The following is a 26,172-nucleotide window of genomic DNA, read 5'->3' as shown; positions in this document are numbered from 1 at the left end:
TCTGGCCTACCCTCGACCCTGCCGGCGAGCTCCGGCGGGGTCCTTCCCCGGCGGCGGGCTCCTGCGGGCCCGCGCCGGCCGGCGAGAGGGAGGCGCGGCTTGCACGTGCGGGTGGCGGTGATCGGGGCGGGCTTCGGTGGGCTCGGCGCGGCCGTGCGGCTGCGGCGGATGGGCGTCACGGACTTCCTCGTCCTCGAACGCGCGGACGCGGTGGGCGGAACCTGGCGGGACAACACCTACCCCGGCTGCGCCTGCGACGTTCCCTCGCACCTGTACGCCTTCTCCTTCGCCCCCAACCCGGCCTGGCCGCGCGCCTTTTCCGGCCAGCCGCACATCCGCGCCTACCTGGAGCGGGTCGCCGACACCTTCGGGCTGCGCCCGCACCTGCGGCTGGGCGCCGGGGTGACGGCCGCCCGCTGGGACGGCGCCGGGCTGCGCTGGGAGATCCGCACCTCGGACGGCGGGTGGCTGACCGCGGACGTGCTGGTCGCCGCCACCGGCCCGCTCTCCGAGCCGAGGCTGCCCGACCTGCCGGGACTCGACGGGTTCCCCGGCCGCGTCTTCCACTCCGCGCGCTGGGACCACGGCCACCCGCTGCGCGGGAAACGGGTCGCCGTGGTCGGCACCGGCGCCTCCGCCGTCCAGTTCGTGCCGGAGATCCAGCGCGAGGTCACCGAGCTGACCGTCTTCCAGCGCACCCCGCCCTGGGTGATCCCGCGCGCCGACCGGCGCCTGACCCACCTGGAGCGCGAGCTGCACGAGCGGGTGCCGCTCACCCGCGCGGTGCGGCGGCAACTGCTGTGGCACATACGGGAGTTGCAGGTGGGCGGCTTCGCCGAGCACCCGGAGCGCATGCGGGCCCTGGAGCAGCTGGCGCGCTGGCACCTGCGGCGCGCGGTGCGCGACGCGGACCTGCGGCGGCGGCTGACCCCCGGCTACCGGATCGGCTGCAAGCGCATCCTGCTCTCCAACGCCTGGTACCCCACGCTGACCAGGCCGCACGTGCGGCTGATCGACGCGGGGCTGCGCGAGGTCCGCGGCTCGACGCTGGTGGCGGCCGACGGCAGCGAGGCCGAGGCGGACGTCCTCGTCTTCGGCACCGGCTTCCACGTCACCGACTCGCCGGTCACCCGGCGGATCGAGGGCAGCCGCGGCAGGACGCTCGCCGAGGAGTGGCGCGAGGGCATGACGGCGCTGCGCGGCACCACGGTCGCCGGCTTCCCCAACTTCCTGACGATCATCGGCCCCAACACCGGCCTCGGGAACAGCTCCATGATCCTGATCATCGAGGCGCAGCTGGCCTACCTGGGCTCCTTCCTGCGGCGGCTGGACCGGCTGGGCGGCGGGGCGGCCCTGGTGCCGCGGCCCGCCGCGGTCGCGGCGTGGAACGAGCGGCTGCAGGCCAGGCTGCGGCGTTCGGTGTGGAACACCGGCGGCTGCCGGAGCTGGTACCTGGACGCGAGGGGCCGGAACACCACGATCTGGCCCGGCACCACGGCGGAGTTCCGCGACGTCACCCGCGCGCTCGACCCGGCCGAGTACGAGGTGGTGCGCCGTGGCTGACCTCACCGGCAGCCGCCCGCTCCCCGCCCCCCGCGGGCGGCGGCCCGGCCCGCGGCCCGCGGCCCCGCCCGGGCTGCCGCCCGGGACGCGGCTCACCGTGCGCTCGACCGGCGGCGCGCGGCTGCACGTCGAGACCCACGGCCGAGAGGACGCGCCGACGGTGGTGCTCGCCCACGGCTGGACCTGCGACACCACCCTGTGGCACCCGGTGCTGCGGCTGCTGCTGCCCGGCCACCGGGTGGTGCTCTACGACCAGCGCGGGCACGGCCGTTCCCCGGCCACCCCCGGCAACTGCTCGCCCGAGGCCCTCGCCGACGACCTGTGCGCCGTGCTCGGCGCCACCCTGCCCCCCGGCGGCCGGGCCGTCGTCGCCGGGCACTCCATGGGCGCGATGACCGTGGTGGCCGCGGCGGAGCGCCCCGCGCTGCGCGCGCACGCCGCCGCGGTGCTGCTCTGCTCCACCGGTATCGAGCAACTCACCGGCCTGGCCACGGTGTTCCCCCTCCGGGAGGGCGCGGCGCGGCGCCTGGCCCAGCGCCTGCTCCTCACCGCGAGGCTGCCGCTCGGCCCGGTGACCCCCCTGTCCCGGCGGCTGCTCCGCCACGTCGCCCTGGGCCCGGCCGCCACCCGCGCCCAGTGCGAGCGGGTCGCCCGGATCGTGTCCGGCTGCGCCCCCGCCCCGCGCGCCGAGTGGGGCCGGGTGCTGGCGCGCCTCGACCTCGCCCGGCTGCTGCCCGGCCTCGGCGTCCCGGCCGCCGTCCTCCAGGGCACGGCCGACCGGCTCACCCCGCCGGTGCACGCCCGCCGCATCGCCGCGCGCCTGCCGCACCTCCACGGCCTCACCGAACTGCCGGGCATCGGGCACATGACCCCCGTCGAGGCCCCGGGGGAGGTGGCCGGGGCGCTTTCCGCCCTGGCCCGCGCGTACCTGTGACCCCGGCAGGCCCGCCACGAGGCCCCCGCCCACGCGACCGGGCGCGCGGCGCCCGCGTCTCCCGGCCGGGCAGCCGGGGGCGTACCCGTGACCCGACGCGAGGAGGAGAAGCCGGATGAGCGCAGACCTGAGGGGCCGGGTGGCCGTCGTCACCGGCGCGGCCCGCGGCATCGGCGCGGCCCTGGCGCGTGAGCTCTCGGCCCGGGGCGCCACCCTGGCCCTGGTGGGCCTGGAGCCGGACGTGCTCGGGCGGGTCGCCGCCGGGCTCCCCGGGCCGGCGGGGCACTGGCACGCCGACGTCACCGACACGGCGGCGATGACCCGGGTGGCCCGCGAGGTGGACGGGCGCTTCGGCCGGGTCGATGTGGTCGTGGCCAACGCGGGGGTGGGCGCGGGCGGCCTCTTCGCCGAGACCGAGGACGCGACCTGGCGGCGGGTGGTGGAGGTCAACGTCGTCGGCTCGGCCGTGACCTGCCGCGCCTTCCTGCCCGCGCTGCGCCGGGGGCGCGGGTACTTCCTGCAGATCGCCTCGTTCGCCGCGCTGGCCCCCGCCCCGCTGATGACGGCCTACAGCGCCTCCAAGGCCGCCGTCGAGGCGTTCGCCCACAGCCTGCGGGCCGAGGTGGCGCCGGACGGGGTGGGGGTCGGCGTGGCCTATCTCAGCTGGACCGACACCGACATGGTGCGGGCGGCCGACGAGGAGCCCGCGCTGCGGGAGTTGCGCGCCAGGCTGCCGTGGCCGGTGAACCGCACCGCTCCGCTGGGGCCCGCCGTGCGGCGCCTGGCGGCCGGCATCGAACGCCGCGCGGTGCACGTGTACGCCCAGCCCTGGCTGCGGGCGGCCGTGCCGGTGCGCTGGCTGCTGCCCGCGGTGACCGGCGGCCCGCTGGGGCGCCGGGAGTTGCGGCGCGCCGCCCCCGCGCTGTCCCGGGTGTCCCGGCGCGGCCTCGCCGGGCCGGGCGGGGCCGCGGCCGAGCGCGCCGCGCAACGGCCCGGCGGGGACGGGGAGTTCGGCGGGGAGGGCGGGCCGGGGCGGCCCCGCGGAGACGGGGAGCCGGGCCGCGGTGGGGAGCCGGACCGCGGCGGGGGGACCGGGGGCCGGGGCGCGGGGTGAGCCGCCCGCGGCGCCGCCGCGGGCCGCGGCGGCGGGTCAGCGGCCGGGGTCCTCCGGCTCGTCCCGCCCGCGCTCGTTCTCCCTGGTGTTCTCCCTGGCCCGGTCGACCGCGCGCCGATGCGCCTCCTTGCCGCGCTGCAGCAGGTCGTTCTTCATCTGACTCCGGCGCCGCCTGGCCTCCTCGTCGTTGCCCATGGCCTCCTTGGCGCGCCGCTGAAGCTCCTTGGCCCGGTCGCGGAACTGGTCTGCGATACCCATCGGCTGCCCTCCTCGACATACGGGGCGGCATGCCGCGACGTCCCCTCGGCGGGTCCCGTCCGCGGATGTCCGAAAACCGAACACATGCCTCATCGCCAGCGTGGCACAGCGGCCCCGAGCCCGCATCCCGGCCCCCGGGGGCGCACCCGCGGCGGCCCGGGCCCTCGTCCGGCCCGGGCCGCCGCGCCGTCCCCGCGGGGGCGTTCGGCCGCCCCTCAGGCGTTCCGCGGCGGCAGGGTGGGGCGGCTGCGGTCGGGGGTGCCCTCGTAGCCGGGCGGCGAGGCCGCCGGACGCTGCTCCAGCAGGTCGAGCGCCACCCGCACCGCCGCCTCCAGGGCGACCGGCCGCCCCGCGGCCCAGTCCAGCGGGGTGCGCACCGCCTCGACGTCGGGCGCCACCCCGTGGTTCTCGACGTCCCAGCCGAGCGCCTCGAACCAGGCCGCGTTCATCGGCACCGTGATCTCCGTGTCGTCGCCCAGCCGGTGCTCGCCGGTGATCCCGACCACGCCGCCCCAGGTGCGGCTGCCCACCACGGGCCCGAGGCCGAGCAGCCGGAAGGCCGCCGTGATCATGTCGCCGTCGGACGAGGTCGCCTCGTCGGCGAGGGCGACGACCGGCCCGCGCGGCGCGTCGGAGGCGTAGCTGACCGGCTGCGCGTGCCGGGTCAGGTCCCAGCCCAGCACCCGGCGGGACAGCTTCTCGATCACCAACTCGCTGATGTGGCCGCCCGCGTTGCCCCGCACGTCCACGATCAGCGCCTGCCGGGAGAACTCCATCCGCAGGTCCCGGTTGAACTGCGCCCAGCCCGAGCCCCCCATGTCGGGAATGTGCACGTAGCCGCACCTGCCGCCGCTCAACTCCCGTACGGTCGCGCGCCGCCGCCGCACCCAGTCCTGGTACCGCAGCGACCGGTCGTCGATCAGCGGCATCACCGCGATCCGCCGCCGCCCGCCGTCCTCGTCCCGGAAGGACAGCTCCACGCTCGTTCCCCCGGTGCCCGCAAGCAGCGGCCAGGGGCCCGCCGCCGGATCGACGGGACGGCCGCCCACGTGCGTGAGCACCGCCCCCTCCCGTACGCCCGTCCCGGCCAGCGGGGAACGCGCCCGCGAGTCGGAGGACTCGCCCGGCAGGATGCGCGTCAGCCGCCAGGACCCGTCCGCCCCCCGCGCGAAGTCCGCGCCGAGCAGGCCCTGCGCGCGCTGGTAGTGCGGCGGGCCCTCGTTGCTCCTGGCCGCGGTGACGTAGGCGTGGGAGGTGCCGAGCTCGCCCAGCGTCTCCCACAGCAGGTCCGCGAACTCGTCGGGGCTCGCCACCCGGGCCACCAGCGGCCGGTACTGGTCGAGGATCGCGGGCCAGTCCACCCCGCACATCTTCGGCTCCCAGAAGTGGTCCCGCACGATCCGGCCCGCCTCGTCGAAGGCCTGCGCCCACTCCGCGCCCGGGTCAGCGACGTGCACGATGCGCCGCAGGTCGACGTGCACGGAGGAGTCGGAGTCCGCGGACTCGGTGGCCGGAACCGCGCGCAGCTCGTTCCCGTCGCTCACCACCAGCCGGGTGCCGTCCCCGCTCGGCACGAACCAGTCGACGTCCTCGGTGAGTTCGGTCCGCTTGGACTTGGCCAGGTCGAAGTGCTCCAGCGTCGGCCTGCCCGAGGTGTCGTCCGGGTTGACGAAGGTCTCGCCGAGGGCGCCCGAGATCGGCCAGCGCAGCCACACCAGGCCGCCGCCGGCCACCGGGTACAGCGAGGAGTACTTGGAGGCGGCCACCGGGAAGGGCGTGACCCGCGCGCCGAGCCCCTCCGCCTCGACCCGCACGGTCCCTGACTCCTCGCTCGCGTCGCCGGGACCGCCCGCCCCGGCGGCCGTGTCCGCCGGGTCGAGCCCGCCCGCGGCCGGGCGGCCCTCGGGCGTGATCGCGAAGGGGGAGCGGGTGGCGGAGGACAGCGGCACCAGGTAGGGGCGGCAGCCGAGCGGGAAGGAGAGGTCGCCGGTGTGGACGTCGTAGACCGGGTCGAAGCCGCGCCAGGACAGGAACGCCAGGTACCGGCCGTCCCTGGTGAACACCGGCTCCTCGTCCTCGAACCTGCCGTCGGTCACGTCGATCACGGTCCGCTCCCGGCGCGAGAGCCGGGCGATCTTGATCTGGGTGAGGGAGCGGCCCACGCCGGGATGCGCCCAGGCCAGCCACCGGGAGTCGGGGGAGAAGGCCAGGTCCCGCACCGGCCCGTTGACCGACCTGATCAGCTCGAACGCCTCCTCGCCCAGGCCGTCCTCGCCGTCCTCCTCGTCCTCCTCGTCCTCGCCGTCCTCGCCTTCCTCGCCGTCCTCCTCGTCCTGGTCCTCGTCCTCCTGCTCCTCTCGGCCCTCCTCGCCGCCGTCCTCCTCGTTCTCGTTCTCGTCGTCGTCCTCGCCGGCGTTCCCGTCCTCGCCGGCGCCGGCGCCCTCCCCGGCCCGGCCGGCGGCCCCGCCCGTAGGCGACCCGGAGCCCTCGGGCTTCTCGGAGTCCTCGGCGTCCTCGGCGTCCTCGGCGTCCTCCGTACCCTCGCCGTCCTCCGCACCCTCGGCGTTCCCGGCCGCGTCAGGGGCCGCGGGGACCGGGACGACGAGCAGGCGGCCGTCGTGGGTGGCGACCGCGAGGGTGGAGCCGTCGGGCGAGGAGGTCAGCTCGCGGACGCGGCCCAGCGGCCCGGCGGCCAGCCGGACGGGGTCCTGCCCGCCGCTCGCCCGCGGCAGGAAGGCGACCTCTATGGCGTCCTCGCCGTCCGCGTCCGTGAGGTAGGCCAGCCTGCCGGTGTCCCCGAGCATCTCCGGCAGCCGCACCCGCACCCCGGGCCCGCCGGCCAGCGCCCGCGCCGGGCCGTCCCGGTGGGTCAGCCAGTACAGCGCCCCGCGCACGGCCACCGCGCTGGCCCGCCCGGTGGCGTCCACCGTGAGGGAGTCCACGTGGTCCGAGGTCTGCACCTGGTACGGCCGCCTGCCGGTGCGCGGTCCGCCGAGCCTGACCTCAAGGCGCCGCGGCGCCGAGTCCCTCGTCAGCTCCTCCACCAGCCACAGCTCCCCGGCGCACTGGTAGACCACCCGGCGGCCGTCGGTGGCCGCGTTCCTGGCGTAGAACGCGGCATGGTCCGTGTGCCGCCACAGCTCCGTGCCGTCGAACCGGCAGGAATAGAGATTTCCGATCCCTTCGTGGTCGGAAAGAAAAGCGATACGGTCGCCCACGATCATGGGGCAGTCAATGTGCCCGTTCAGCTCGGCGAGAAGTCGCTTCCCGTTCAGCCAGAGTTTCCCGATCGCCCCGCCGCGATAACGCTTCCAGGCGGCCGGCTCGTGCGGGGCCTTCCCGGTCAGCAGGAGCGTGTGGGTGCCCTCGGGCCCGCCCATGGCGAGATCGGCGACCGGCCCCCAGGGCAGTTTCTCGCCCGGGCCGCCCGCGAGGGGCACCGTGTACGCCTGCGTGAAGTGCGAGAACGGCTGCGCGTGCGAGGTGACGGCGAGAATTCCGCCGGGACCCTCGGCGCCCGCGGGCGTCCAGCCGCGGACTCTGGTGTCGTACGAGGCCCAGTGCGTGAGCTGCTCGACCCGGCCGCCGTCCACCGGGGCGAGATGAATTTCCGGATCGAGCGTGCGCCAGCTCGTGAACGCGAGGTGGCGGCCGTCGGGAGAAAACCTGGGCGGACCGAGTCGGGTACGATCGGCAGTTAGTCGCCACGCGCGTCCGGCCGGGCGCCCGGGTGCGGGCAATGGGGCCAGCCAGAGGTCGTCCTCCGCGACGAAGCACAGCAATTCGCCGTGCAGGTGCGGATAACGCAGGTATCCCTCGGGCTCCCGCGCGGGGGCGGGGGACGGGGCGGATGAGTGGGATGCGGTCACGGTTCCATGCTTCGGCTCGCCGAATGCCCCGGCAAGTCTCGGCGGACTGGCAGCACCCTCGCGTGGCGCCCCTTATGTGATTCGAGTCACATAAGGGTGGGTTCGCTCACCCGGGTCGTGACCTTACGCGTCCCGTTCTGTGAGCTGACTCGCTTCCGCTTGCACAAGGTTTACATCGCACATCCACGACACCCGGACAGGAGAACCTGCCCCGTGGCTACGTTTCTGTACAAACTCGGCCGCCTGTGCTTCAGGCGCCGCTGGTGGGTGGGCCTCGCCTGGCTCCTGCTGCTCATAGGCGTGGGCGTCGCCGCCTCCAGCGCGGCCTCGCCCCCCGACGACGATTTCGCCCTGCCCGGCACGGAGTCCCAGGAAGCCTTCGACATCATGGAGTCGAAGTTCCACTTCGACTCGGCGGCGCTGGAGACCACCCTGGTCTTCAAGGCGCCCGGCGACCAGGACATCTCCTCCGCGCAGAACCAGGCCGCCGTCCAGTCCGTCCTCGACGAGATGGCGGGCGCGGACAAGGTCAGTGACGTCTCCGACCCCTTCGCCCCGGAGAGCGGCGCCCTCAGCGAGGACGGTTCCACCGCCCGCGCCACCGTCACCTACGACGCGACCTACGGCGACCTCACCGACGAGATGCACGACCAGCTGTTCACGGCGATGGACCACGGGCGTGCCGACCACCTGACGGTCGAGGCCCGCGGCCCGGTCGCCATGGGGCTCGAAGAGATGCCGCCCTCCGAGATGATCGGCGTCGTCGTCGCGGCCGTCGTCCTGGTGATCACCTTCGGCTCGCTGGTGGCCGCCGGGCTTCCGCTGCTGACCGCCCTGGTCGGCATCATGATCGGTTCGCTGGGCATCACGGCCCTGAGTGCCACCCTCGGCCTCTCGCAGATGACCGGCATCCTGGCCATCATGATCGGCCTGGCCGTCGGCATCGACTACGCGCTGTTCATCTCCTCGCGCTACCGAGCCGAGCTGATGGAGGGCCACAGCCGCGACGAGGCCGCAGGACGCGCCGTGGGCACCGCGGGCTCCGCCGTCGTCTTCGCCGGCCTGACCGTGATCATCGCCCTCTCCGGCCTCGCGATCATCAACGTCCCGCTGCTGACCAAGATGGGCCTGGCCGCCGCGGCCACCGTGGCCCTCGCGGTGCTGGTGGCGCTGACCCTGGTGCCGGCCGCCCTCGGCATGATCGGCAAGCGGATCTTCGGCCGCAAGATGCGCCGGCAGAACCCGGAGACCGGCGTTCCCACCTCGCTGTACAAGAACGGCAAGGAGAACTTCGGCACCCGCTGGGCCCGCGGCATCCTGCGCCGCCCCGCCTTCGTGCTGATCGGCGCGATCGTCGGCCTCGGCGTGCTCGCCGTGCCGGTCGCCAGCATGGAACTCGGCCTGCCAAGCGACGCGACCCAGCCCTCGGACTCCACGCAGCGCAAGGCGTACGACATGCAGGCCGACGCGTTCGGCGCCGGGTTCAACGGCCCGCTGACGCTGGTGGTCGACGGCCGCAACGGCGCCGACGCCGCGGCGGCGGCCGACGACCTGCGCACCGAACTCGACGGCTACGACGACATCGTCGCGACGGTGCCGCCGCAGGTCAGCGAGGACGGCACGGTGGCCACCGTGCAGGCCTTCCCCAAGTCGGGCCCGTCCAGCTCCGAGACCACCGACCTGGTCTCCAGCATCAGGGACGACTTCGCGCCCGGCTTCGAGGAGGCGCACGGCACGAAGCTGCTCGTCTCGGGCCAGACCGCGGCCGAGAGCGACTTCAACCAGGTGATGAGCGACGCGCTCGTGCCCTACCTGGCGCTCGTGGTGGGCCTGGCGTTCATCCTGCTGATCCTCGTCTTCCGGTCGATCCTGGTGCCGCTGAAGGCCGCGCTCGGCTTCCTGCTCTCGGTGCTCGCCGCGCTCGGCACCGTGGTCGCGGTCTTCCAGTGGGGCTGGCTGAAGGACCTGATCGGGGTCCAGGAGACCGCGCCGATCATGAGCATGATGCCGATCTTCATGGTGGGCGTGATCTTCGGCCTCGCCATGGACTACGAGGTCTTCCTCGTGACCCGCATGCGGGAGGCCCACGTCCACGGCGAGGAGTCGCACCAGTCGGTGATCACCGGCCTGCGGCTGAACGCCCGGGTCGTCACCGCGGCGGCGATCATCATGATCAGCGTCTTCGCGAGCTTCGCGGCCACCGCCACCGACGACATGGTCAAGATGATGGGCTTCGGCCTCAGCATGGCCGTCCTGCTCGACGCCTTCGTCGTCAGGATGACCCTGGTCCCGGCCCTGATGGGCCTGCTCGGCGAGCGGGCCTGGTGGCTGCCCAGGTGGCTGGACCGCATCCTGCCGAACGTCGACGTGGAGGGCGCTTCCCTGGAGCGCTACCTGGAGGCGAACGGCAAGGGCCGTGACGCGCTGAAGCGTGACGAGCGGGAGCCGCAGCCCGTGGGCTGACGCCCCTGCCACACCGGGTGTCGTGGCGACACGGAGCCCGGCACCCGCCCTCCTCGGGGCGGGTGCCGGGCTCCGTTGCGCGTGCGTGGGGCAGCTGTTGGGTAATCGTTCTTGCGAATCTCTCGCAAGAGCGTTTTATTTGTCGGCAGCACCATCGACAGAGCGACGGGGTGAGACGTCCCCGCGCCCAGAGAGCGAGACAACGCCATGCACGTCCCCGACGGCTTCCTCAACGCGCCCGTCTCCGTGGCCACCGGCGTGGTGGCGGCATCCGCCGTCGCCGTCTCCCTCCGCGGCGCCCGCCGCGAGCTGAACGAGCGCACCGCGCCGCTGGCCGGCCTCGTGGCCGCCTTCGTCTTCGCCGTGCAGATGCTCAACTTCCCGGTCGCCGCGGGCACCAGCGGCCACCTCCTCGGCGGGACCCTCGCCGCCGTCCTCGTCGGGCCGTGTACCGGCGTGCTGTGCATGGCCGTCGTCCTGCTGATGCAGGGGCTGCTCTTCGCCGACGGCGGCCTGACCGCGCTCGGCACCAACGTGACGCTGATGGGCGTGGTCACCGTCGTCGTCGGCTACGGCCTGTTCCGGGTGCTGCTCGGCGTCCTGCCGGGAGGCCGGCGGGCGGTGAGCGTGGCCACCTTCGTCTCCGCGCTGGTCTCGGTGCCGGTCGCCGCCATCGGCTTCACCGGCCTCTACGCCCTCGGCGGCACCGAGGACGTCTCGCTGGGCCGGGTCTTCACCGCCATGGTCGGCGTGCATCTGCTGATCGGCATCGGCGAGGCGGTCATCACCACCGTCACCGTGGGCGCCGTCCTCGCGGTCAGGCCCGACCTGGTCCGCGGCGCCTCCGCCGCCGTCCGCCGCCCGCTGGAGATCCGCGGCGGCGCCGTCCCGGGGCCCCGCCCCGAGCCGGCCGAACCCGCCGCGCCCGCCGCCGCCCCGGCCGGGCCCGCCCCGGCGCGTTCGCTGCGGCCCGTGTGGCTGAGCGGCCTGGCGGTCGCCGTGGTGCTCGCCGCGTTCGTCAGCTTCTACGCCTCGGCCGAGCCCGACGGCCTCAACCGCGTCGCCAACGACGAGGGCATCTCGGCCGCCGAGCGCGAAAGCGACGTCGCCGACTCGCCCCTGGCCGACTACGGGGTCCGCGACGTGGACAACGAGCGCCTCTCCACCGGACTTGCCGGGGCGGCCGGCGTCGCCGTCACCCTGGGCCTCGGCTCCGCGGTCTTCTTCGCCGTCCGCCGCCGCAGGCCGACGGACGGCCCCACGCGGGCCGTGCAGGCGGGCCACGAGGGCGCGGCCGCGAGCGCGGGCGGACATGCCTGACCACGGGGGGCACGCCCAGCGCCTCTACCGCCCGGGGGACACGCCGGTGCACCGGCTGCCCGCGCACTGCAAGCTGATCGCCGTCTTCTCCTTCGTGCTGATCGCCGTCGCCACCCCGCGCGAGGCCGTCTGGGCCTTCGGCCTGTACGCCGCGCTGCTGGCCGGCGTCGCCGCCCTGGCCCGGCTGCCCGCCGGCTTCGTGCTGCGCCGGATGCTCATCGAGGTGCCCTTCGTCGCCTTCGCGCTGCTGCTGCCCTTCATCGCCGAGGGCGAGCAGGTGCGGGTACTCGGCCTCTCGCTGAGCGAGTCGGGGCTGTGGGGCGCGTGGAACATCCTGGCCAAGGGCACCCTCGGCGTCGCCGCCTCGGTGCTGCTCGCCGCCACCACCGAGCTGCGCGCCGTCCTGCTCGGCCTCCAGCGGCTGCGGCTGCCCCCGCTGCTGGTGCAGATCGCCTCGTTCATGCTCAGGTACGCCGACGTCATCTCCGACGAGCTGCGCCGGATGCGGATCGCCCGCGAGTCCCGCGGCTTCCGGGCCCGCGGCCCGGCGCAGTGGGGCGTGCTGGCGAAGACCGCGGGCGCGCTCTTCATCCGCGCCTACGAGCGCGGCGAGCGGGTCCACCTCGCGATGCTCAGCCGCGGCTACGCCGGCACCATGCCGGTCATCGACCACCTGACCGCCTCCCGCGCCCAGTGGGCGGGCGCGGTGGCCCTCCCGGCGGCGGCGCTCGCGGTGTGTGTGCTGGGATGGTCCCTGTGAGCACCACCGACGAGCGTGAACCCGGCGGCAGGAGCGAGGACGCCGGACCCCGCGGCGGCGGGCAGGCGCCGCTCTCCCTTGAGGTCGCGGGGCTCGCCTTCGCCTACCCCGACGGCCACCAGGCGCTCTTCGGCGTCGACCTGTCCGTCCCGCGCGGCGAGCGGGTCGCCCTCCTCGGCCCCAACGGGGCGGGCAAGACGACCCTGGTCCTGCACCTCAACGGCATCCTCACCGCGGGCGCCGGCAGCGTCCGGGTCGGCGGCCTGCCCGTCGCCAAGGACACCCTCGCCGAGATCAGGCGGCGCGTGGGCCTGGTCTTCCAGGACCCGGACGACCAGCTGTTCATGCCGACCGTGCGCGAGGACGTGGCCTTCGGCCCGGCCAACGCGGGCGTGCGGGGCGCCGCGTTGGAGGCCCGGGTGACGCGGGCTCTGGAGCGGGTCGGCATGGCCGGCTTCGCCGACCGGCCCCCGCACCACCTCTCCTTCGGGCAGCGCCGCCGCGTCGCCGTGGCCACCGTGCTCGCGATGGACCCGGAGATCCTCGTCCTCGACGAGCCCTCCGCCAACCTCGACCCGGCCGCCAGGCGGGAACTCGCCGAGATCCTGCTCTCGCTGGACCTGACGGTCCTCATGGTCACCCACGACCTGCCGTACGCGCTCGAACTGTGCCCGCGCTCGGTCATTCTCAGCGAGGGCGTGATCGCCGCGGACGGGCCCACGGCCGAACTCCTCGCCGACGAGGACCTGTTGCGCCGCCACCGCCTCGAACTGCCCTTCGGCTTCGACCCGCGCGCCGCCCGCCGCTGAGCCGGCCCCTCCGCACGCCGGGCGGCGAAGGCCGGCGGGCGGCGGCGGCCGGCGGGCGCTTGCGCCCCCTCCGTCGGCCCACCGGCAGCCCGCCGTATCGCCGCAGCGTCATTGAACCCCGCCGCACCCAGGAGCACACTTGTCCCCAAATCGATACATCGGGAACGGGAGGCGCCGTGCGCCGCAGAGCCCAAACGGCCGCCCTGGCGGCCCTGGTCACCCTCGCCCTCCTCCTCTTCGGCGGCCCCACCGCGGCCCGGGCCCAGCAGGCCGCCGGCTGCGAACCTGACATCTCCCTCGACACCGAGTCCGGCCTCGGCACCCTCCTCACGCTGATCGACCAGGTACGCGCCCGGGGCGGCGGCGACGCGGAGGTCGACCGGGCCCTGGCCCAGCGCGCCTGCCTGGTGCGGCCCCTGGCGGGTGGGGGCGGCGGCATCCCGCACGTGGACGGCCTCACCGTCGCGGCGCCCGACCTCTACACCATCGCCGTGGTGGACGGCGTCGACCGCTGGGTCGCGATCACCGACTGGTCCTTCACCACCCTCCCCGCCGCCCCGATGACGGGCAACCAGGCCGTCGCCACCTGGTTCGACGTGCCGGTGAACCCCGTGCTCCAGGTCGTCCACCACAGCGGCCTGACCTCCCAGTACCCGAACACGAGCAGCGAGGAGGCCGCCGACGTCAACGAGCACGGCGTCGGCTTCCTCATCGCCCCGCAGAAGTCGGCCACCGACATGAACGTGGCCACCGGCCGCTCCGCCCTGGTCTTCGAGGGCAGCGGCCCCTGCACCGAGCTGACGGCCCGCGCCGCCTTCGCCCACACCTGGAACGACACCTCGATCGGCAGCCTCGGCATCACCTCCACCGGCCCCGCCATCGGCTGGACCGACACCGTGGACCGCGCGGTCAACTACAGCTCGCCGACCCGCGTCTCCGGAGTATGCGGCTGAGGGTCACCGGACGGCCGGGGGCCCTGGCGGCCCCGGCCGGATCGCCCCCGGGCGCCCGGGAACCCCGGCGTCTGCGGGGCCGCCCCCGGCCGGGTTGCCCCCGGCGTGCGGGGCGCCGCTCCCGGCGTCCGGGGGCCGCCCGGGGGCGGGGCCGCCGGTTACGGCTGGTCGAAGAGGGCGCTTACGGACTCGCCGTTGTGGATGCGCCGCACCGCCTCCGCGAGCGCCGGCGCGATCGAGAGCACCGTCAGCTTCTCCGTCCGCTCCTCGTCCGGGATCGGCACCGTGTTGGTGCAGACGATCTCCCGCACGTCCTCCTCCGCACTCAGCCGCTTCAGCGCCCCCTGCGCGAACAGCCCGTGGGTGCAGGCCACCCGGATCGAGGCCACCCCCAACCCCCTGAGTTTCCCGAGGAGTTCGAAGACCGTGCTGCCCTTGGCGATCTCGTCGTCCAGCACGATCACGTCCCGGCCGGTGACCTCCCCTATCACCGAGCTGATCTCCACCCGGTCGTCGGCGTACCGCTGCTTCGCGCCCGCGGCCACCGGGATGCCGAGCAGCCGCGCGAACGCCGCCGCCTCCTTCGCGTTCCCCAGGTCGGGGGAGACCACCACCGAGTTCCGCAGCCGCGCCCGGTCCTCGCCGTGGAAGTGCGCGGCGAGTTCCCGCAGGGCGTGCAGGTGGTCCACGGGGACGCTGAAGAAGCCGTGGACCTGCGGCGAGTGCAGGGTCATGGCCAGGATGCGGCTCGCCCCCGCCGTCACCATCAGGTCGGCGATCAGCCGCCCGCCGATGGAGATCCTGGGGGCGTCCTTCTTGTCCGAGCGGGCGTAGGAGTAGTGCGGCAGCACCACCGTCGTGCGGGCCGCGGACGCGCCCCGCGCCGCGTCCAGCATCAGCAGCAGCTCGACCAGGTTCTCCTGCACGGGCCTGACCAGCGGCTGGATCAGATACACGTCCCGTTCGCGGCAGTTGGCCTGCAACTGCACCTGCAGGCAGTCGTTGGCGAACCTGTCGACCCTGGTGGGCCGGAGCGGGACCCCCAGGTGCGCGCAGACCTCCGCGGCCAACTCCGGATGGGCGCTGCCGCTGAAGACGGCGATATCCCGCATGGTCCGGTCCTTCCCCAGTCGTCCCTGGGGCAACCTTACGGCGCGGCGGTCAGCACGTCCGCGACGATCGGTCCCGCATTGTCGCCGCCGTGCCCCGAGTCGGGCACCACGGCGGCCGCCGCGAGATCGTCGCGGTAGGCGGTGAACCAGGCGTTGGGCCGTTCCTGCCCGTCCACCTCGGCCGAGCCGGTCTTGGCGCCGAAGTCCCCGCCGACCCCGGCCATCGCCTCGGCCGCGGTGCCGCTCACCGCCGTCCGGTGCATCAACTGCCGCAGCTGGGACTGCGTCGAGGAGGAGAGCGTCCTGGCGGCCTGCGCCAGCGTGCGGCCGTCGAAGTCCGGCGGCACCAGGTAGGGCTGGAGGAAGCTGCCGTGCTGCACGGTCGCCGAGACGGAGGCCATGTTCAGCGGGTTCATCCGCACCCCGCCCTGGCCGATCAGCGAGGCCGCCATCTGCGCGTCGTGCTGCGTGGGCACCTGGCCGTCCATCGAGGTCACCCCCACGCTCCAGGTGAGGCCGAGCCCGAAGACGTCCCGGGCCTGGTCGCCGAGGTCGCTGTCGGACAGCTCCGGCGCCTGGCTGATGAACGCGGTGTTGCAGGAGGCGGCGAAGCTGTCGGCGAAGGTGCCGCCCTCGATCTCGAAGTCGTCGTCGTTGTGGAACGGCCAGCCGCCGAACTCGAAGGTCTTCGGGCAGGGGTGCGGGGCGTCGGCGGAGGCCAGGCCCCGGTCGATCAGCAGCGAGGCGGTGACGATCTTGAACGTGGAGCCGGGCGCGTAGGAACCCTCCAGCGCCGTGTCGAAGCCGTCGGCCGGGGCGTTGGCCAGGGCCCGGATCGCGCCGGTGCTCGGCTGGATTGCCACCACCGCCGCGGTGCCGTGCTCGGCCACCGACTGCTCGGCGGCCCGCTGCAGCACCGGGTCGATCGTGGTGGGCACCTCCCCCGCGGCCGGCTCCTCCAGTTCGAGCAGCTGCTCCACCCGCTCGCCGTCCTCGTCCACGATCCGCAGCTCGGCACCCGCGCTCGCGCCCGCCTCCTCGGCGTACCGCTCCCTGATGTCGGACAGCACTCCGGCCAGGGCCGGGTGCTCCTCGGCGGTCAGCTCCTCGCCGTTGACGTCGAGCACCTGAATCGGCGCCTCCTCGGCCAGCGGACCGGCCTCGATGGCCTGCCCCTCGGCGAGGCCCGGGTACAGCACCTCGGGCGACCAGGCCACCACGGGCTCGCCGCTCGCCTCGTCCCTGACGACGGTCAGCTCCGAGTCGTAGCCCCACTCCACGGGTTCGGTGGCCGAGCCGCCCCCGCCCGGGGCGCCGTCCCCGGACTCCCCGGCTCCGGCGGACTGCCCCGACCCCCCGGACTCCTCCGCGTCCTCGGCCTGCGCCGGATCGTAGGAGACGTGCGCCGCGAAGGAGAACGGCACCCGCCCCGGCTCCCCGCCGGCGGGCGTGCCCGGGGTCAGGCGCAGGCCGGAGAGGGACACGTGGCCGGCCAGGCCGCCGAGCGCCGCCTCGGCCGCCCGCGGATCGTCGGTCAGGGCCGCCGCCGCGGCTGCGTCGCCCGCCTGCCACGCCCGCAGGAACGCCGCCGCGGTCGCGGTCACCTCCTCGGCGGTGGGCGGCCCGGCGCTCGCGGCCCCCGCCGCATCGCCGTCCGAGGCCGCGGCCACATTGCTCGTGCCGCCCTCCCCGCCCAGCAGGCTGTACGCGCCGAGCGCGACGGCCACCGCCGCCGCGCACACCCCACTCACGACGGCGACCCGCCGTCTGCTCCCCATCACCGAATTGCCCGCCCTGCCCCTAGAAGGGCCCGAAGGCCCACCGAACGCCCCGAAATCCGCTGGCTTAGCGCAGCCTACCGGCTACCCGCGGTATCCCGTCCCCCCGGGAGGAACCCACCCCTACACCCACGACCCCAGCCACATCCGCGCCCGCCAGCCGTCGACCGAGATCTCCATGCCGGTGTAGATGGGGTAGAAGTAGATGAAGTTCCAGACGATCAGCAGGACCAGGACGCCGACGGCCACGATGCCCGCGACGCGGCGGCGTTCCGGGCAGCCGGGCGGGCCGAGCAGGGCGCCGATCATCATCGTCACCGCCAGGCACAGGAACGGCACCAGCACGACCGCGTAGAAGTAGAAGATCGTCCGCTCCTGGTACAGGAACCAGGGCAGGTACCCGGCCGCCACCGCGCACAGCACCGCGCCCGCGCGCCAGTCGCGGCGGAACAGCCAGCGGTAGAGGGCGTACAGGAGGGCGAAGCAGGCCGTCCACCACAGCAGCGGGGTGCCGAGCGCGAGCACCTCGCGGGAGCAGCCGCTGGCGTACCGGCAGCCGTCCTCGCCCGGCTCCTTCGAGGTGTAGAAGTAGGTCACCGGGCGGGTCGTGGCCAGCCAGCTCCAGGGGTTCGACTGGTAGTCGTGGCTCGACGTCAGGTGGATGTGGAACTGGTACACCTCCGACGTGTAGTGCCACAGGCTGCGCAGCGGCGCCGGGACCCAGGAGTACGAGCTGCCCGCGGGCTCGCCGTCCACCTGCCGCTCGGCCCACTGCCGGTAGAAGCCGTCCGAGGTGGCGAACCAGCCTGCCCAGGACGCCAGGTAGGTCGCCAGGGCCACCGGCACCAGCGAGCAGAACGCCTTGGGCACGTCCCGGCGCAGCGCCGCCGCCTGCGGGCGGCGGGCGCCGGCCACCCGGCGGGCGCCGGCGTCCCACAGCACGGTCAGCAGGCCGAAGGCGGCGAGCACGTAGAGGCCGTTCCACTTGGTGGCGCAGGCCATGCCGAGGCACAGCCCGGCGGCGATGCGCCAGGGCCGCCAGCCCAGGCCGAGCCGTTCGGCGATCTTTGCGTCCGGGCGCAGCAGCCCGTCCTCGCCCTCGGGCAGCGCCGCGGCCAGCCGCGCGCGGGACAGGTCGCGGTCCACGAGCAGGCAGCCGAACGCGGCGAGCAGCCAGAACATCAGCACCAGGTCGAGCAGCGAGGTGCGGCTCATCACGAAGTGCAGGCCGTCCACGGCCATCAGCAGGCCGGCCAGGCAGCCGAGCACGGTGGAGCGGAAGAGGCGGCGGCCGATGCGGCACAGCATCAGCACCGAGAGGGTGCCGAGCAGCGCCACCATGAAGCGCCAGCCGAAGGGGTTGAGCCCGAAGAGCCACTCGCCCACGGAGATGACCCACTTGCCGCCCGGCGGGTGCACCACGAAGGCGGCCTCGTCCGTCAGCGGCGGGTGCCCGGCGATGATCCGGTCGTTCGCGTCGTCCGGCCACTCGGTCTCGTAGCCGGTCTTGAGCAGCGACCAGGCGTCCTTCGCGTAGTAGGTCTCGTCGAATATGACCGCGTTCGGCGAGCCGAGGCGGGTGAAGCGCAGCACGCCCGCGAACAGGGCGACGAGCAGCGGCCCGCCCCACCCGCTGAGCCTGGCCAGCCGCGCGGCGGTCGCCGGGGCGATGCCGAAGTACTGCCACAGCCGGGTGCCGGGCTCGGGGAAGGGCGGCACCAGCCTCTCCCGCACGCCCGCCGAGGCCGGGGGAACGTAGCCGAATCGGCGCAGGCGCCGCCCCCAGCCGTCGGCTGGTTCCTGGTCCGGCCGGGGGCCGGCCTCGGTCACGGTCTGGCTGCTCATCACGGGCCATCTTGGCATCCGGGGGATGTGGCCCACGTGAGCACCGGCGGCCAAGGGCCCGGCATGCGCGAGGATGAGGGCGTGACAGGGACCCTCGTACTTGCCGGAACGCCCATCGGCGACCTCGCGGACGCCTCTCCGCGGCTGGCCACGGAGCTGTCGGCGGCCGACGTGGTCGCCGCCGAGGACACGCGCCGCCTGCGGCGCCTCGCACAGGGGCTCGGGGTGAGCCTCGGCGGGCGCGTGGTGTCGTACTTCGAGGGCAACGAGGTGGCGCGCACGCCGGAGCTCGCCGAGGAACTCGCGCGCGGGGCGCGCGTGCTGCTGGTCACCGACGCCGGAATGCCCTCGGTATCCGACCCCGGCTACCGGCTGGTGGCGGCGGCGGTGGAGCGGGGCGTGCAGGTCACGGCGGTGCCGGGTCCCTCGGCGGCGCTGACGGCGCTGGCCGTCTCCGGCCTGCCGGTGGACCGGTTCTGCTTCGAGGGCTTCCCGCCGCGCAAGGCGGGGGAGCGGGCGGCACGGCTGCGCGAGGTGGCCGGGGAACGCCGCACGCTGGTCTATTTCGAGTCACCGCACCGGCTGGCCGCGACCCTGGCCGCCATGGCCGAGGTCTTCGGGCCCGAGCGGCGGGCCGCGGTCTGCCGGGAGCTGACCAAGACCTACGAGGAGGTGCGGCGCGGGTCGCTCGCCGAACTGGCCGCCTGGGCCGAGGCCGGGGTGCGCGGCGAGATCACGATCGTGGTCGCGGGCGCGGCGGAGCAGGCGCCCGAGGTGGCGGCGTCCGAGCTGGCGCGGCGGGTGGCCGCCAGGGAGGACCTGGGGCAGCGCCGCAAGGAGGCCATCGCGGACGTCGCCCGCGAGGCGGGGGTACCCAAGCGGGAGGTCTTCGACGCCGTCGTGGCGGCAAAGCGGCCCCTTCTGCCCTGAGGCTGCCCTTGCCGGGCCCCCGCAGCGTCGGCCCTGCGGCCCGGTGGCCCTGCGGCCCGGTGGCCCTGCGGCCCTGCGGCGTCGCGGCCCCGCGGCGTTGGGCCCCCGGCGTCCGGCGCCCGGCCTCCGGCCCGGGCACCCCGGCCCGGCCAAGGCCCGGCGTCCGGCCCCGCGGCGTCCGGCCCCGCGGCGTTGGGCCCCCGGCGTCCGGCTCCCGGCCCCGGCGCCCGGCCCCGGGCCGCTGGGGCGTGGGCCGCTGGGGGGCTGCCTCGGCGCCGCCCGCCCAGGCCAACCGGTCCCGCTTGGGCCGGCGCGTTGCCGCCCGCTCGCCGCCTATCCGGGTGTTCGGGGCCTGCGCGCGGCAGCGTCGCCCCCGCGCACCTGAAGCCCGTGTGCGGCAGCCGCTTCGAGGGGGCCGTCGGTGGGGCGCCGTAGGATGCGGGGCATGCCCAAGTCCGCCAAGGCCAAGGCGCGGGAGACCGTTCCGCCGCCGTTGCCCGAGCCGCTGGCCGTGCCGGTCGCCGACTCGCACACCCACCTCGACATGCAGCGCGGCGCCGGCGTCGAGGAGGCCCTGGCCAAGGCCGCCTCGGTCGGCGTCACCCGGCTCGTCCAGGTCGGCTGCGACCTGCCGGGCGCCCGCTGGGCCGTCGACACCGCAGCCCGGCACGAGGCGATCTGGGCCGCGGTCGCCCTCCACCCCAACGAGGCCCCCCGGCTGGACGGCGAGGGCGCCCTGGACGCCGCCCTGGCGGAGATCGCGGAGCTGGCCGCGCGGCACGAGGTCAGGGCGCTCGGCGAGACCGGCCTGGACTACTACCGCACCGGTCCGGAGGGGGTCGCGGCCCAGCAGCGTTCCTTCCGCCGCCACATCGAGCTGGCCAAGGAGCTGGGCAAGACGCTCGTCATCCACGACCGCGACGCCCACGAGGACGTGCTGCGCATCCTGCGGGAGGAGGGCGCCCCCGCGCGCACCGTCTTCCACTGCTTCTCCGGCGACGCCGCCATGGCCGAGGTCTGCGCGGAGCACGGCTACTTCATGTCCTTCGCCGGCAACGTCACCTTCGCCAGCGCGCAGCCCCTGCGGGACGCCCTGGCCGCCGCGCCGCCCGAGCTGCTGCTCGTGGAGACCGACGCCCCCTTCCTCACCCCCGCGCCCTTCCGCGGCCGCCCCAACGCGCCCTACCTCATCCCCGTCACGCTGCGGGCGATGGCCCAGGTCAAGGGCATGGCCGAGGAGGAGCTCGCCCGGCACGTCGCGGCCAACACCGTCCGGGCCTTCGGGTGAACGCCGCCGCCTCCGGCACGCTGCTGACCGCGGCGGACGTCCGCGAGCTGGCCGCGGCGCTCGGCCTGCGGCCCACCAAGCAGCGCGGGCAGAACTTCGTCATCGACGCCAACACCGTGCGGCGCATCGTCCGCGCCGCCGAGGTCGGCGAGGAGGACAGCGTCCTTGAGGTCGGTCCCGGGCTCGGCTCGCTCACCCTCGCCCTGCTCGGCGCCGCGGGCCACGTCACCGCCGTCGAGATCGACGACGTGCTCGCCGCCGCGCTGCCCGCCACCGTCGAGGCCAGGCTGCCCGGGCGGGCCGGCCGCTTCGCGCTGGTGCACGCCGACGCGCTGCGCGTCACCGAGCTGCCGGGGCCGCCCCCCGACACCCTCGTCGCCAACCTGCCCTACAACGTGGCCGTTCCCGTGCTGCTGCACCTGCTGGCCACCTTCCCCGGGATCAGGCGGGCCCTGGTGATGGTGCAGTCCGAGGTGGCCGACCGGCTGGCCGCCGGGCCGGGCAGCAAGGTGTACGGGGTGCCCTCGGTCAAGACCGCCTGGTACGCGCACGCGCGGCGGGCCGGGGCGATCGGGCGGACCGTCTTCTGGCCGGCCCCGAACGTCGACTCGGGCCTGGTGGCCCTCACCCGCCGCGAGCCGCCGCCCACGGCGGCGAGCCGGGAGGAGGTCTTCGCTGTCGTGGACGCGGCCTTCGCCCAGCGCCGCAAGACGCTGCGGGCCGCGCTCGCCGGCTGGGCGGGCTCCGCGGCGGGGGCCGAGGCGGCCTGCGCCGCCGCGGGGGTGGCGGCCGGAGCGCGGGGCGAGCAGCTGACCGTGGCGGAGTTCGCCCGCCTCGCCGAGTGGAAGGCACGCGGCGCGTAGCCGCGGCTCCCCGGCGCGGGCCGCCCTCGCGGCGGCGTTCCGCGGGCTCCCGGCTCCCGGCGGCGGTGCGGGGCTCCGGCTCCCGGGGGCGTTGCGTGGCTTCCCGGGCTTCCGGGGGCGTTCCGGCGCTTCCCGGGCTCTCGGGGCGTCCGCGAACTCGCCGGACCACGGAGGCGTCCGCGGGCTCCCGGGGGCGTCCGCGGACTCCCCGGGCCCCGGGGCGGCTGCCGCCCTGGTCCTAGACTGGGGCGGCCCGCGCGGCGTGCGGCGGGCGGGAGTTGCGATCGGCCGGAAGCGGGTTCATGGGGTCTTTCACCGGAGCGTCCACCGGAGCGTCCTCGGCTGCTCCGACCGGGAGTTCGGCTGCGGGTGCATCCGGAAGCGGGTCCGGGAGCCCGGCCGCGGGCGCATCCCCGAGTGCGTCCGGGAGTGCGTCCCGGAGCGCGTCCGGTCGTTCACCGGGGCGTTCGGCCGGACGCGCACCGGGTGCGCCGGGGAACGCGCCGGCAAGGGCGCCCGGCACCTCGCCGGGCACGGCCCCCGAGGGGGAGCGCGCGGTCACCGTGCGGGTGCCGGCGAAGGTCAACGTCCAGCTCGCGGTCGGCGGCGTGCGGCCCGACGGGTTCCACGACCTGGCCAACGTCTTCCTCGCGGTCGGCCTGTACGACCACGTCACGGCGGCCCCGGCAGGTCCAGGCGCCGGCTGCGCCGTCACCTGCGAGGGGCCCGGCAGCGACCGCGTTCCCCTGGACCGGGGCAACCTGGCCGTGCGCGCCGCCGAGTTGCTGGCCGCGCACCACGGCCGCGCGCCCGACGTGCGCCTGCACATCGCCAAGGACATCCCCGTGGCCGGCGGCATGGCGGGCGGCAGCGCGGACGCCGCCGGGGCGCTCCTGGCCTGCGACGCGCTCTGGGGCACCGCGACCCCGCGCCACGTCCTGCTGGAGCTGTGCGCGCGGCTCGGCTCCGACGTGCCCTTCAGCCTGGTGGGCGGGGCGGCCCTCGGCCGGGGGCGCGGCGAACTGCTCACCGAGGTGCCGGTGTCGGGCACGTTCCACTGGGTGTTCGCGCTGGCCGACGGCGGCCTGTCCACGCCCGAGGTCTACCGGGCCTGCGACCGGCGGCGCGGCGCGGCCCCCGTGCCGGAGCCCGAGCCCGATCCCGCGCTCCTCGCCGCGCTGCGCGAGGGCGACCCGCGGGCGCTGGCGGCCCGCCTCGCCAACGACCTGCAGCCCGCCGCGCTCGCCCTGCGGCCCTCGCTCGCGGACACGCTCGCCGCGGGCCGCGCCGCCGGGGCCCTGGCGGGCCTGGTCTCCGGCTCGGGACCCACCTGCGCCTTTCTCGCGGCGGACGCGGATGCGGCCGCGGCCCTGGCCGCCTCTCTCGAAGCCTCGGGTACCTGCCGGGCGGCCCGGGCCACCACGGCGCCGGCCTCGGGCGCGGTCCTGCGCTGAGGGGCGTGGGACGCGCCCGTGGCGCTGGCCGCGGGCGTGACCCTGGGCGGGGGGTCGCGGGGCGCGCCACCATGGCGCTGGCCGTGGGCGCGGTCCTGCGCTGGGGGTCGTGGGGCGCGCCACCATGGCGCTGGTCGCGGGCCGCGATCCTGCGCTGGGGGCGCGGGGCGCGGCGGGCGAAGTCAGCATGCCGGGGTGGTTGCTGCGGCGTGCGTTGGGGGGCGGGGTCTGTGGGCGGTCTACGTGGCGGGTGGTCGGTCGGGTGCGGCGTCGTGCGGATGCACGAGGGGGAGGCCGGCTGCGGAGGGAGGGGTGCCGTGGGTGGCGGGGGGTTGGCTGTCTGCGGGGTGTTGGGTGGTGGGGCGCCGTTCCGGGGTGGGTGGGGGTGCGGGCCGGTGGATACGGGGGTGGCGGGTCTCGGGGTGGTGGGGGTCAGAGAGGCAGCTGCTGCCGCGTACGACTTCTCGGGGTGGGCAACGGCCGGGCGCCGTTGTTGAGGCCATTCCCGTCGACGAAAGAAACTCGGCGCGTGGCCGTTCGGCGCGTGGCCGTGAGGGCGGCGATGCCCTCGCCGGCCGGGCCGCCGCGGCGGCCCGGGGGCGGGGGTGCGGGGGGTGGGGAGCAGCGGCGGACGCCCACGGCGGGCCCCCGGCTACCCTGGAGGGGTTCGTTCCCGCTAGGAGTTTCATGCCGTCGCCGACCACGCCCGCGAGGAACCTCGCCAACCTGGAGTCCGTCACCAAGATCTACGGCACCAGAACCCTCCTCGACGGCGTCTCCCTCGGCGTCGGCGAGGACGACCGGATCGGCGTCGTCGGCCGCAACGGCGACGGGAAGACCACCCTGGTCCGGGTGCTCGCCCGGCAGGAGCCGCCCGACGACGGGCGCGTCACCCACTCCGGCGGGCTGCGCCTCGGGGTGCTCACCCAGCACGACTCGCTCGACCCGGCGGCCACCGTGCGCCAGGAGGTGATCGGCGAGCTCGCCGACCACGAGTGGGCGGGCGACGCCCGCGTCAGGGATGTGCTGACGGGCCTGTTCGGCTCCCTGGACCTGCCGGGCTTCCCGCAGGGCCTGGACACGGTGATCGGGCCGCTGTCCGGCGGCGAGCGGCGCCGGATCGCGCTGGCGAAGCTGCTGATCGCCGAGCAGGACCTCATCGTGCTCGACGAGCCGACGAACCACCTCGACGTCGAGGGCATCGCCTGGCTCGCCGGCCACCTCAGGTCCCGGCGTTCCGCGCTGGTGGTGGTCACCCACGACCGGTGGTTCCTGGACCAGGTGTGCACCCGCATGTGGGACGTGCAGCGCGGGACGGTGTACGCCTACGAGGGGGGCTACAGCGACTACGTCTTCGCCCGCGCCGAGCGGGAGCGGATCGCGGCGAGCGAGGAGGCCAGGCGGCAGAACCTGGTGCGCAAGGAGCTGGCCTGGCTGCGCCGTGGCGCCCCGGCCAGGACCAGCAAGCCGCGCTTCCGGATCGAGGCGGCCAACGCGCTGATCGAGGACGTGCCGCCGCCGCGCGACGAGGCGGAGCTGATGCGCTTCGCGGGCGCCAGGCTCGGCAAGACGGTCTACGAGCTGACGGATGTGACCCTCAGGGCCGGGGAGCGGGAGCTGCTGACCGGCCTCACCTGGCAGCTCGGGCCCGGGGACCGGATCGGCCTGGTGGGGGTGAACGGCGCGGGCAAGACGACGCTGCTGCGGGCGCTCGCCTCCGGGACCGTGAGCGAGGGCCGCATCACCGTGGGCAAGACGGTGCGGTTGGCCTACCTCTCGCAGGAGGTGGCGGAACTCGACCCGCAGTGGCGGGTGCTTCAGGCGGTGGAGCAGGTCCGTGCCCGGGTCGACCTGGGCAAGGGCCGGGAGTTGACGGCCTCGCAGCTGTGCGAGCGGTTCGGCTTCGGCAAGGAGCGGCAGTGGACCCCGGTCGGGGACCTCTCCGGCGGGGAACGGCGGCGGCTGCAGCTGCTGCGGCTGCTGATGGACGAGCCGAACGTGCTGTTCCTCGACGAGCCGACCAACGACCTGGACATCCAGACCCTGACCCAGCTGGAGGACCTCCTCGACGGCTGGCCCGGCTCCCTGGTGGTGGTCAGCCACGACCGGTACTTCGTGGAGCGCGTCACCGACCGGGTGTACGCGCTGCTCGGGGACGGCAGGCTGCGGATGCTGCCGCGCGGCGTCGACGAGTACCTGGAGCGGCGGGCGGCGCAGCGCGCGGCCGGTGCCCCGGCGGGGTCCGCCGCGCCGGGGGGCGAGGCGGGGCGGGCGCCCGTCGCGAAGCCCGCCGCCAAGCCGGCGCAGCTGTCGCGGAACGCGCAGAAGGAGATCCAGCGCATCGAGCGCCGCCTCGACCGCATCGGGGAGCGCGAGGCGCAGCTGCACGGCGAAATCGCCGAGCACGCCACCGACTTCAAGCGGGTCGCGGAACTCGACGCCGAGCTGCGGGAGATGGCCAAGGAGCGCGACGAGCTGGAAACCCGCTGGCTGGAGCTCGCGGACGGTTCCTGAGGGCGGGCCGCCGCGGGAACCGCCGGTCGCGGGGCGGTGTCCGATGGTAGAAAGGGCTCTCCGGCGCCCCGTTCCGGCCCTGTCCGCGAGCGCCCGGCGTTCCGGAGCGGCCACCGCCTCACCCCGTCGACTGTCCCGGCCCAGGGGGATCGATGTCTCAGCCGTCACCGCCGCACCAGCCCGAGGGGGCGCCCCCCGGCCGGCAGCCGCCGGGCGGCCGGCGGCCCCCTCCGGCGCCCGGCGGCGTTCCGGTGCCCGCGCCCGACCCGGGAACGCCGCCGACCGCGCCGCCCGCCGTCCCCGGCGGGGTGCCGGGGCAGCCCGGCTACGGCTATCCGCAGCAGG

General features: G+C 75.4%; 17 protein-coding genes and 1 pseudogene. 13 read left to right on the top strand and 5 right to left on the bottom strand.

Features of this window, described 5'->3' with window-relative positions; all coding sequences use genetic code 11:
• Positions 1 to 168: 168 nt before the first annotated feature.
• From D7294_RS26840 to D7294_RS26830, 3 genes are all read left to right on the top strand, one after another.
• Entirely contained in the window at positions 169 to 1,563 is a 1,395-nt protein-coding gene (locus tag D7294_RS26840; protein WP_241562653.1) for a flavin-containing monooxygenase, read from the top strand.
• Positions 1,556 to 2,497, top strand: coding sequence for an alpha/beta fold hydrolase (locus D7294_RS26835; RefSeq protein ID WP_241562646.1), 942 nt, complete (start codon positions 1,556 to 1,558; stop codon positions 2,495 to 2,497). The genes D7294_RS26840 and D7294_RS26835 overlap by 8 nt, the downstream gene beginning before the upstream one ends.
• Positions 2,498 to 2,612: 115 nt before the next feature.
• On the top strand, positions 2,613 to 3,611 hold the full coding sequence (locus tag D7294_RS26830) for an SDR family oxidoreductase (RefSeq protein WP_120684279.1): 999 nt from the start codon (positions 2,613 to 2,615) through the stop codon (positions 3,609 to 3,611).
• 36 nt (positions 3,612 to 3,647) lie between these two features.
• On the opposite strand, the gene D7294_RS26825 is transcribed toward D7294_RS26830, so the two are convergent.
• Both D7294_RS26825 and D7294_RS26820 read right to left on the bottom strand, forming a co-directional pair.
• On the bottom strand, positions 3,648 to 3,869 hold the full coding sequence (locus D7294_RS26825) for a hypothetical protein (protein WP_120684277.1): 222 nt from the start codon (positions 3,867 to 3,869) through the stop codon (positions 3,648 to 3,650).
• A 215-nt stretch (positions 3,870 to 4,084) separates the two neighbouring features.
• Complete coding sequence (locus D7294_RS26820) at positions 4,085 to 7,738, bottom strand: S41 family peptidase (protein WP_120684275.1); 3,654 nt, start codon at positions 7,736 to 7,738, stop codon at positions 4,085 to 4,087.
• Between the two features lie 213 nt (positions 7,739 to 7,951).
• Between D7294_RS26820 and D7294_RS26815 the strand changes: the two genes are divergently transcribed.
• From D7294_RS26815 to D7294_RS26795, 5 genes are all read left to right on the top strand, one after another.
• On the top strand, positions 7,952 to 10,201 hold the full coding sequence (locus D7294_RS26815; RefSeq protein WP_120684273.1) for an MMPL family transporter: 2,250 nt from the start codon (positions 7,952 to 7,954) through the stop codon (positions 10,199 to 10,201).
• Between the two features lie 207 nt (positions 10,202 to 10,408).
• Positions 10,409 to 11,521, top strand: coding sequence for an energy-coupling factor ABC transporter permease (locus tag D7294_RS26810; protein ID WP_120684271.1), 1,113 nt, complete (start codon positions 10,409 to 10,411; stop codon positions 11,519 to 11,521).
• Positions 11,514 to 12,281: a cobalt ECF transporter T component CbiQ gene (gene cbiQ / locus D7294_RS26805; RefSeq protein ID WP_120684269.1), complete on the top strand. Its 768-nt coding sequence runs from the start codon at positions 11,514 to 11,516 to the stop codon at positions 12,279 to 12,281. Before D7294_RS26810 ends, cbiQ begins: the two co-directional genes overlap by 8 nt.
• Entirely contained in the window at positions 12,269 to 13,090 is an 822-nt protein-coding gene (locus tag D7294_RS26800; RefSeq protein WP_120684267.1) for an energy-coupling factor ABC transporter ATP-binding protein, read from the top strand. Before cbiQ ends, D7294_RS26800 begins: the two co-directional genes overlap by 13 nt.
• A gap of 176 nt (positions 13,091 to 13,266) precedes the next feature.
• The gene (locus D7294_RS26795; protein WP_120684265.1) at positions 13,267 to 14,043 is read left to right on the top strand and encodes a hypothetical protein; all 777 of its coding nucleotides are present in this window, start codon (positions 13,267 to 13,269) and stop codon (positions 14,041 to 14,043) included.
• A gap of 158 nt (positions 14,044 to 14,201) precedes the next feature.
• Here the strand turns inward: D7294_RS26795 and D7294_RS26790 are convergent, their stop codons facing one another.
• The 3 genes from D7294_RS26790 to D7294_RS26780 form a co-directional block, all read right to left on the bottom strand.
• Positions 14,202 to 15,155, bottom strand: coding sequence for a ribose-phosphate diphosphokinase (locus D7294_RS26790; protein ID WP_120684263.1), 954 nt, complete (start codon positions 15,153 to 15,155; stop codon positions 14,202 to 14,204).
• Between the two features lie 35 nt (positions 15,156 to 15,190).
• Positions 15,191 to 16,933 carry a penicillin-binding transpeptidase domain-containing protein gene (locus D7294_RS26785; protein ID WP_120684261.1) on the bottom strand — a complete coding sequence of 581 codons (1,743 nt, stop codon included), beginning with the start codon at positions 16,931 to 16,933 and terminating at the stop codon, positions 15,191 to 15,193.
• 123 nt (positions 16,934 to 17,056) lie between these two features.
• Positions 17,057 to 18,778, bottom strand: coding sequence for a dolichyl-phosphate-mannose--protein mannosyltransferase (locus D7294_RS26780; RefSeq protein WP_174248449.1), 1,722 nt, complete (start codon positions 18,776 to 18,778; stop codon positions 17,057 to 17,059).
• Between the two features lie 81 nt (positions 18,779 to 18,859).
• On the opposite strand from D7294_RS26780, the gene rsmI reads away from it, so the two are divergent.
• The 5 genes and pseudogenes from rsmI (at position 18,860) to D7294_RS26755 (ending at position 25,827) form a co-directional block, all read left to right on the top strand.
• The gene (gene rsmI / locus D7294_RS26775) at positions 18,860 to 19,708 is read left to right on the top strand and encodes a 16S rRNA (cytidine(1402)-2'-O)-methyltransferase (protein ID WP_120684349.1); all 849 of its coding nucleotides are present in this window, start codon (positions 18,860 to 18,862) and stop codon (positions 19,706 to 19,708) included.
• 445 nt (positions 19,709 to 20,153) lie between these two features.
• A complete protein-coding gene (locus tag D7294_RS26770; protein WP_120684259.1) occupies positions 20,154 to 20,996 on the top strand; it encodes a TatD family hydrolase in 843 nt (280 codons plus the stop codon).
• The gene (rsmA, locus tag D7294_RS26765; RefSeq protein WP_120684257.1) at positions 20,993 to 21,859 is read left to right on the top strand and encodes a 16S rRNA (adenine(1518)-N(6)/adenine(1519)-N(6))-dimethyltransferase RsmA; all 867 of its coding nucleotides are present in this window, start codon (positions 20,993 to 20,995) and stop codon (positions 21,857 to 21,859) included. The genes D7294_RS26770 and rsmA overlap by 4 nt, the downstream gene beginning before the upstream one ends.
• Positions 21,860 to 22,413: 554 nt before the next feature.
• Positions 22,414 to 23,313, top strand: a pseudogene (locus tag D7294_RS26760) (4-(cytidine 5'-diphospho)-2-C-methyl-D-erythritol kinase); the annotation flags it as partial.
• A gap of 687 nt (positions 23,314 to 24,000) precedes the next feature.
• Positions 24,001 to 25,827, top strand: a complete 1,827-nt coding sequence (locus D7294_RS26755; RefSeq protein ID WP_120684253.1) for an ABC-F family ATP-binding cassette domain-containing protein — start codon at positions 24,001 to 24,003, stop codon at positions 25,825 to 25,827.
• The last annotated feature ends 345 nt before the right edge of the window (positions 25,828 to 26,172 follow it).

This window comes from Streptomyces hoynatensis (genome assembly GCF_003626535.1).
GTDB classification, from domain to species: Bacteria; Actinomycetota; Actinomycetes; order Streptomycetales; family Streptomycetaceae; genus Streptomyces; species Streptomyces hoynatensis.
The sequence above is the reverse complement of the archived record's forward strand: the minus strand, read 5'-3'. Positions and strand labels throughout refer to the sequence as shown.